The sequence below is a fragment of the Actinoplanes sp. NPDC048791 genome, assembly GCF_040650095.1.
Lineage (GTDB): Bacteria > Actinomycetota > Actinomycetes > Mycobacteriales > Micromonosporaceae > Actinoplanes.
In genome coordinates this window covers 1-1,209 of sequence record NZ_JBEZGQ010001654.1, presented here as the reverse complement: position 1 = coordinate 1,209, position 1,209 = coordinate 1, and the positions used below count along the sequence as shown (strand labels likewise).

Annotated in this window: 1 pseudogene; it reads left to right on the top strand. The window is 76.0% G+C overall.

Annotation, left to right across the window (positions count from 1 at the left end):
* Nucleotides 1-1,209 (top strand): annotated as a pseudogene (locus AB0C29_RS49345) (LuxR family transcriptional regulator); the annotation flags it as partial.

Sequence of the window (1,209 nt, the reverse complement as noted above, 5' to 3'; positions counted from 1 at the left end):
GCAGCCGCAGGAGCAGGCGAGCCGGTTGCTGGCGGCGGCCGAGGCGGCCCACGAGCTGGGCGACATCGACACGGTGCTGCGGCTGCTGCGCGGGCTGGAGAGCCGGACGCTGCTGGGCGCCGAGGAGGCCCGGTTCGCCTGGATGCGCGAGATCTTCCTGACCGCGGGCTGGTCCGGGGCCAGCCGGATGCCGGCGTTCGTGGAGATCATCGACCGGATGCGCAAGGACGGCGACACCACCGCCGCCCTGGACTCGATGGTCACCGTGAGCCTGCGCTGCTGGTGGTCCAACCCGGACCGGGCCACCCGCGACTTGATCGTCGGCGCGCTGGACCGGCTCGACGCGGCACCGCTGGATCCCCGCCTGGTCTCGGTGCTCGCCCTGGTGGCGCCGATCGAGCAGGGCGCCCTGGCACTGCGGCGGATCGAGCAGCTCGGGACCCACCTGTCCGGCAATCCCGAGGAGCTGGAACTGCTCGCGATGGGCGCGTCGGCGGTCGGGGCGCTGCCGCTGTCGCTCGTCTTCGCCGCCGCGTCCGTGGCCGGGCTGCGCGCCCAGGGCCGGATGGGCACCCTCACCCAGGCCCTGCACGGTCAGGCCACGATGGCCGCCCAGCTCGGCGACGTACGGCTGGCCATCGCCGCGGCGACCGAGGCCCGGGCGCTGGCGCTGGAGACCGGCCAGCCCCGGTGGGCCCTGACCGCCGACCTGTCCCGCGCCCTGGCCGAGGCGTTGCGCGGTAACGGCGAGACCGCCCGCGCGCTGGCCGACGCCGGTGAGGAGGCGCTGCTGCCCATCGGCGCCCACCCGATGCTGGCGTTGGTGCAGCTCGTCCGGGGCGTCGAGGCACTGGCCGGGAGCAACTACGCCGCCGCGTACGAGCATCTGCGCCGGATCGCCGATCCCGCCGAGCTGCCGTACCACCCGGTGCTGCGCTTCTGGGCCCTCGCGCACCTGGCCGAGGCCGCCGTCGGCAGCGGACGGACGGACGAGCTGCGCGCCCTGGTCGCCGAGCTGAGCCCGGTGCGGGACGTCACCTGCTCACCGGTGCTGGGGGTGGGGCTCGCCTACTGCACCGCGGTGCTGGCCGACGACGACGCCGCCTTCGAGCGGGCCCTCGCCGAGCCGGAGCTGGCCGGGTGGCCGTTCGAGCGGGGGCGGCTGCTGCACGCGTACGGGACGTGGCTGCGCCGCCGGCGCCGGGTGGC